At 43.3% G+C, this 6,404-nt stretch carries 6 protein-coding genes and 1 tRNA gene; 6 read left to right on the plus strand and 1 reads right to left on the minus strand.

Annotated features, from left to right (window positions below):
• Nucleotides 1–130 precede the first annotated feature (130 nt).
• The 3 genes from V3S16_RS00850 to V3S16_RS00860 all read left to right on the plus strand — a co-directional run bounded on the left by V3S16_RS00850 (nucleotide 131) and on the right by V3S16_RS00860 (nucleotide 4,873).
• Nucleotides 131–838 (plus strand): metal-dependent hydrolase, encoded by a 708-nt coding sequence (locus V3S16_RS00850; protein WP_413882782.1) that lies wholly within the window; start codon nucleotides 131–133, stop codon nucleotides 836–838.
• 166 nt (nucleotides 839–1,004) lie between these two features.
• On the plus strand, nucleotides 1,005–1,556 hold the full coding sequence (locus tag V3S16_RS00855; protein WP_413882787.1) for a class I SAM-dependent methyltransferase: 552 nt from the start codon (nucleotides 1,005–1,007) through the stop codon (nucleotides 1,554–1,556).
• Nucleotides 1,557–2,695: 1,139 nt separating this feature from the next.
• On the plus strand, nucleotides 2,696–4,873 hold the full coding sequence (locus V3S16_RS00860; protein ID WP_413882783.1) for a PAS domain S-box protein: 2,178 nt from the start codon (nucleotides 2,696–2,698) through the stop codon (nucleotides 4,871–4,873).
• Nucleotides 4,874–5,082: 209 nt separating this feature from the next.
• Here V3S16_RS00860 and V3S16_RS00865 read toward each other — a convergent pair.
• Nucleotides 5,083–5,158: transfer RNA gene (locus V3S16_RS00865), tRNA-Asn, on the minus strand.
• Nucleotides 5,159–5,316: 158 nt separating this feature from the next.
• Between V3S16_RS00865 and rpmH the strand changes: the two genes are divergently transcribed.
• The 3 genes from rpmH to V3S16_RS00880 all read left to right on the plus strand — a co-directional run.
• Nucleotides 5,317–5,451: a 50S ribosomal protein L34 gene (gene rpmH, locus V3S16_RS00870; RefSeq protein WP_413882784.1), complete on the plus strand. Its 135-nt coding sequence runs from the start codon at nucleotides 5,317–5,319 to the stop codon at nucleotides 5,449–5,451.
• 30 nt (nucleotides 5,452–5,481) lie between these two features.
• Nucleotides 5,482–5,799: a ribonuclease P protein component gene (gene rnpA / locus V3S16_RS00875; RefSeq protein ID WP_413882785.1), complete on the plus strand. Its 318-nt coding sequence runs from the start codon at nucleotides 5,482–5,484 to the stop codon at nucleotides 5,797–5,799.
• Nucleotides 5,800–5,999: 200 nt separating this feature from the next.
• Nucleotides 6,000–6,404 (plus strand): radical SAM protein (locus tag V3S16_RS00880; RefSeq protein ID WP_413882786.1); only part of this gene is annotated, 405 nt, incomplete at its 3' end.

Consider the following 6,404-nt stretch of genomic DNA (forward strand, 5'->3'; position numbering starts at 1 on the left):
TTTAGTTTCATGGTTTTTCCCTTTTAGTTTACATCAAGATTGCATGAATGTGTAACAAAAACCTCTTATCTTTGAAAGCCTTGCCTTTTTTGCAGTTTGTTTTAATATATATGTAACTTGCGAAGAGGGCTTGAAAAAAGAGGAGGGATTTCCGATGAAAATATCTTATTACGGTCACGATGTCTTTGTGCTGGAAAGCGCCGGCGCCAGCCTGATAATAGACCCCTTTTTGACCGGCAATGAAAACGCCGGCGTTAAACCCGAAGAAGTAAAGGTGAGCCATGTATTGCTTACCCACGCGCACGCCGATCACATAGGCGACGGAGTAACGATAGCCAAAGCCAACAAGGCGACGGTTATAGCCCCGTTCGAGACGGCGATGATATGCCAGAACCAGGGATGCGACGTACACCCCATGCACATCGGCGGCGGTTACAACTTTCCATTCGGCAGGGTAAAGCTGACAATTGCCCACCACGGTTCCGGGCACACAACCGACAGCGGCATAGAGTGCGGCGGCGTGCCGTGCGGGTTCCTTGTTACGATGGGCGACAAGACCGTTTACCACGCGGGAGACACGGGCCTCTTCATGGACATGAAGCTAATCGGCGATATGAACAAAATAGATGCGGCCCTCGTTCCGATAGGCGACAACTTCACGATGGGTATAGACGACGCCGTAAAGGCGGTTGAGTTTATAAATCCCGAACTCGCCATCCCAATGCACTACAATACCTTCCCCATCATTCAGGCCGACCCGAATGAATTCGTAAAAAAAGTGGAATCAATCGGCAAAAAGGCGCGGGTAATCGATTTCGGGGAAACGATAGAGATTTAACCCCGATTCCGAAGTTGGCAAGATTTAATCGTGCCAAGCTCCGTTTAAAATCAGTTATAATAATAAAAAACCAGCGAGGTGTTCCATTAGCGAAGACAAAGATATATTCGAACGTATCTACTCCAGTCCGGGAGCGGGGTGGACCCTTGAAAAGCCTCCTGATGACCTGAAAAAGCTGATTGAGTCGGGCGCTGTTTCACCATGCAAGGCGCTTGATGTCGGATGCGGAGAAGGTTTTTATTCGATTTATCTGGCTTCAAATGGGTTCGACGTTGTCGGCATCGACCTTTCCGAACATGCTATCGAACATGCGCGCCGGAATGCCATTAAAGAGTCGGTAGATATAAATTTTAAGGCAATCGATATCGCCGATTTAAACGGACTCAACGAACGCTTTGACTTCGTTCTGGAATGGTCGATCCTGCACCACATCGCCCCCTCGCAAAGACCGAGCTATGTCGAAGGCCTTGCCGGTGTCCTTAACCCAAAGGGCATGTACCTGTCTGTTTGTTTCAGCGATAAGGCGCCGGAATTTAAAGGCGATGAGCAGAAGGTCCAAATCAGCCCCGTAGGAACGAAGCTCTATTACTCGTCGCAACCTAAGCTTCAAGAGTTGTTCCAGAGGCATTTTGAAATCATCGAGTTTAAACTGACCACGATAAAGGGAAGGTTCGGTCAGGAGCATGTCGCCAACTACTGTGTTATGAAGAAACGGTGAAATTCCAAATAATTCACCCGTTCCGAATAGAACATGGAACCGATTGCCAGTCTTTCCATAACAACGTGCCACCTTTTAGTTAATGTCCTGTACGGGATTATTATCCCGCACTCGGAGGGGAACTTTCATATAATCATGTAATCGTAAGCAACTTGGCGCATATACAGATAGAGTTAAACTTAAGTAGTTCCAATATGCTTGGCCTTATTTTAAAACAAACCTTCAAATCAGGCATCCCAATACTTAAAGTGAATTCTCACTTAATAGCTATATACCTGAGTAAACATTGTTCAGAGTGTATGTTAATCATCATTAACATTTCCTTTTTTACATTAAATTAATATAAAATCCCTATAACCATTTGAAAATGTAAGAGTTCTCTTTATGGTATAAATTATGCTTTTAATATCAGTGTCTTGAAAATGAATTTAAGAAACTGTTTGATTTAGTGGGCAGAATGTGTATGACGATAAGAGAATTGCTCCATAATAAGCATATTTTGCAACCAAAGAAAAGGAAACAAATTTCTCGAACAACTGAGCTTTTCGGCAACCTCCCAGTTCTATACACAAGGAGTACGGTAATGCCAAAGCTCAATATTTGGGTAAAATGATTCCTATTTGTCTTCATAATTTTCGGCATTATGCAGTTTTAAAAAGCTGACTGACATTGAACAATGGCCAGATCGTTACATAATGCAATCATTACATATTGTAATAATTAGCTATATATTTATTGACATTTCTATTCTATATGGGTATAAATACATTATTCGTCGTGGCTAAAGGAAAAAATAAGTGATCAATTATGAAATAAAGGAAGTACTTCGACGATTTAAAAAATTGTCCGGGATCACATCTGATGCCCAAATAGCAAGAGAGTTAAAAATAAAACCCGGTACTTTTGAAACTCAGAAAACTCGAGGAACGATTCCTTATCCAAATTTTATTAACTCTGCACTCCGTCTTGATATTCCCATTGATTGTCTTTTTTGTTTCAACCCAATAGGTGCAAGTAGGACTTGTTTGAACCATAAAATTAGAGAAAGAACCTATTGCAAGTCGTCAAACATAAAATTTAATAAGCATATAAGGTCTAATCTACACCAAATAATCCTAGATGAGTTTCCAGGAGATTGTATGATTATGAAATCTAGAGGGGCAATCGTGGCTTCTAACTTGGCGCGCAGGAAGCATGGCAGAACGATAGGGGAAACCTGTTACGAGGCTTGGGCGCAAAGGAAGAACCCATGCCCATGGTGTCTCGCACCACAAGCACGATCAGAAAAGAAACCACAAACATGTGAAATTGAGTTTGAGGGTAGAGCCTTAAAAGCTTATTGGATACCCGTAAATAATGATATGCTTGTGCACTATTTTTTGGACATATCGGATTGCAAAACGTTGGAAGATGTTTTGTCGCAACAGCGACGTGATTTTGGCGAGCGCGTCAAGGAGCTCAATTGTCTCTATTCCGTTTCAAAAGTAATCGAGCATCAAGGTACTTCCATGGAAGATATATTTCAGGAGATTGTTAATATCATACCCCTCTCATGGCAATATCCGGAGACCACTTGCGCACGAATCAGAATTGGAAAAAAGGATTATACATCCGAAAACTTTTGTGAAACGCCTTTCCGTCAGGTTAGCAAAATTGTTATACAGAGAAAACAGATTGGTGAAGTGGCTGTATTCTATCTTAAGGAAATGCCTAAAATGGACGAAGGGCCTTTTCTCATAGAAGAACGTCACCTCGTAAATGAAATTGCGACAAAACTTGCAATGGCCATCGAGCGTCAAATTGCGGTAAATGCGCCTCTTGGAGGCGAGGATCGCTTTAGAAGCTCTTTTTATCATGCCTCTATTGGTATATGTCTACTTGGACTCAACAAGCGGTACCTCAAGGCAAATAGTACGTTTTGTGTAATGGTTGGATATTCTGAGGTGGAACTAGCATCCAAGGCTTTCATTGATATAACTTACCCTGACGATATTGACGCCACTATTGAACAGCTCAATAAATTGCGTAAAGGTGAAATCGACTCTTTTCAAATGGAGAATAGATACATTCATAAACAGGGTCATATCATATGGGCTTATGCTAGCATATCGGCTGTTCGCGACGCCAATGGAAATATAATTCACTATATCTTTCATGTGGAAGACATCACCGAAAAGAAAAGCTTACAGCAACAACTCATGCAATCCGAGAAGCTTTCCTCCATAGGAACCTTCATTTCCGGCATAGCTCATGAATTAAACAATCCTCTTACGGCCGTTCTGGGCTTTTCACAAAAGTTGATGGATTCTGAGAACATGCCAAAGGAGGCTGTGGATGATCTGGAGATTATATCCAAACAATCAAAACGAACCGCAAAAATCGTTCATGAATTATTGAAGTTTTCCAGAACCCATAAAGAGGGAAAAGTAAATTTGAATATCAATAATGCCGTGGAAACAATTTTAGGATTTTATTCCCATACATTTAAAGCGGACGGTATAGAAATAAAAAGAAATTTATCGTTCAATCTGCCGAAAGTATTTGCCGATTCGAACCAATTGCAGCAGGTCTTTACGAATATCATCGTGAATGCCTACTATGAAATGAAGAAAGTACATGGCAAAAAGGTATTTACGGTTAAAACTGTGGCAAGCGATGAACATGTATTTTTAATATTCGAAAATAGCGGATTGCCAATTCCGGAAAAAATTATGAGCAAGATATTTGATCCTTTTTTCACGAGTAAGAAGGTCGGCGAGGGAACCGGTCTTGGGCTTTATGTTTCATACGGGATCATAAAGGATCACGGCGGGGAGATAAAGGTAGAAAACATTGGTGATTCCGGAGCCAGATTCACAATATCACTGCCTGTTACTGAGGCGAAGGAAACGAAGGAAGTTGAAACGAAGACTAAACTAACAGTACCTAAAGGCATTCGGCTTTTATTTGTTGAAGACGAAGAAACTATCAGGGAATATGTAAGTAGGGCCCTTGCTAAAGAGGGTATTTCCGTCCATCTGGCAAAAGACGGAAAAGAAGCGATAGAGCTTATTGAAAAGACTGAATACGATGTGATCCTTTCGGATATCAAGATGCCCAGGATGAATGGGTTTGAGTTATGTGAATGGCTACATAAACATAAACCTCATTATATGGAAAGATTTGTTTTAGCAACAGGCGTTATTGATGTTGAAGTGGAAGAATATTGCCGCAAATATAACTGCCACCCCATTATTAAACCTTACTCAAAAGAGGATATTCTGAAAACGATTGCAGAGTTGGCTCACAAATACAATCTGGGTAACAAAGAAGTTTAAAATTCTTTAAGTGTAGAGCGGGAAAACAAACCCAAATTCACACGAAATGCTAGCCAGACCGCTAGCCAGTAGCAGTTTCTCGGCAGTAGAGTTTTCCAACATGCTGTTTTCTAAAGATAATGCCTGAATATTCTGCCAAACACTGACCGATTGCCAGTCGGTCAATTAAGGCTCTATTCAAAAATGCAAATTGGTAATATATATTATATTGGCTCCCCGGGACGGATTCGAACCGCCGACAAGGTGGTTAACAGCCACCCGCTCTGCCAGCTGAGCTACCGGGGAACAGTCGGTTTTTTGCATTATGAAGATTTGGCTAATCCCTGTCAATACGGGTAGCGAGAGCAAATTGCAATAACGTTATCGGCATAAACGCCCTATCGCAAAAGGTTCCCACAAAAAGATTTGACCCACAGGCGCGGTTCATGTAGATTTAATTGGTTATGAAAAGGACGTTTCAACCAAGCAACGTAAAAATGAAAAGAACGCACGGATTCAGGAAGCGAATGGGCTCTACCGGCGGTCGTGCCGTATTGAAAAGGCGCAGGCAAAAAGGCCGCGCGCGGCTTACCGTATAGGACTTGCACAGTCGATCCATCAATACCCGATTGACCGGAAAAAAGGGATTTGACGCCGTTTTTTCCGGGCGGAGGCTCGCCACTTCCGATCTCGTGTTTTATTTCATCCGCAACAGCCGCGATTGCGGAAGACTGGGGATGGCTATCGGAAAAGCGGCGCATCCGAGGGCCGTTGATAGAAACAGGCTTAAACGTAGAATACGCGATATCTTCCGGCACATGGGAGGCATCGTAAAAGGTTACGACGTTGTCGCCGTTGCGAAAAAGGGTCGGCGGCTCCCGGAATACGGGGAGCTGGAAGGCCAGTTTGAAAAGCTGGCCAAGGCGGTCAAAGCTTTATCAGGCTGATGAAAAAGCAGCCTGATAGGCAATCCATGGACGGATTGCCCAAATTGCGTAGGCTGAAAGCCAAGCAATTTGAAAGGCTTGGGCGAATTCATTTCGGCCAAGCTGCGGCTGAAAAAGTCCCGGATGGACTTTTTCAGCAACACGCTAGTAATAAGCGCCGATTTGAAAATTGTGCGCCGCATTTTTGTTAGAATTAACCGATGCATACCGAAGTAAAGGAATCCGCAATCTCGCCGCTGCAATCGACGCCGATAGGACGTTACGTGCACTTTCCCATCCAGCGCGTCCACTTGGAGCTGACGAACGCCTGCAATTTCGACTGCACCTTTTGTCCCAAAAGGTTAATGACCCGCAAGTACGGGTTCATGGAAACTCCTTTCGCCAAAAGGATAATCGATCAAATCGTGGAAAACCGCATTGCGCAAAAAATCACCTTCCACATCATGGGCGAACCGTTTTTGCACAGGGATTTTTTCGAGATACTTGCGTACTGCCGCGATAAGGGCCTGCCGACGGGCATAACGACCAACGGAAGTTTCCTCAGCCCCGATACGGCGCAAAGGCTGGCGCCCCTTAACGTATCGCAGGTGAACATCTCCCTCCAG

The sequence above is a fragment of the Candidatus Desulfatibia sp. genome, from assembly GCF_036446775.1.
Taxonomy (GTDB): Bacteria; Desulfobacterota; Desulfobacteria; order Desulfobacterales; family UBA11574; genus Desulfatibia_A.

Bases quoted from the DNA above. Each gene is read 5' to 3' on its own strand.
- V3S16_RS00860 (WP_413882783.1), top strand. From the start codon at position 2,696: ATGATTATGAAATCTAGAGGGGCAATCGTGGCTTCTAACTTGGCGCGC.
- rpmH (WP_413882784.1), top strand. From the start codon at position 5,317: ATGAAAAGGACGTTTCAACCAAGCAACGTAAAAATGAAAAGAACGCAC.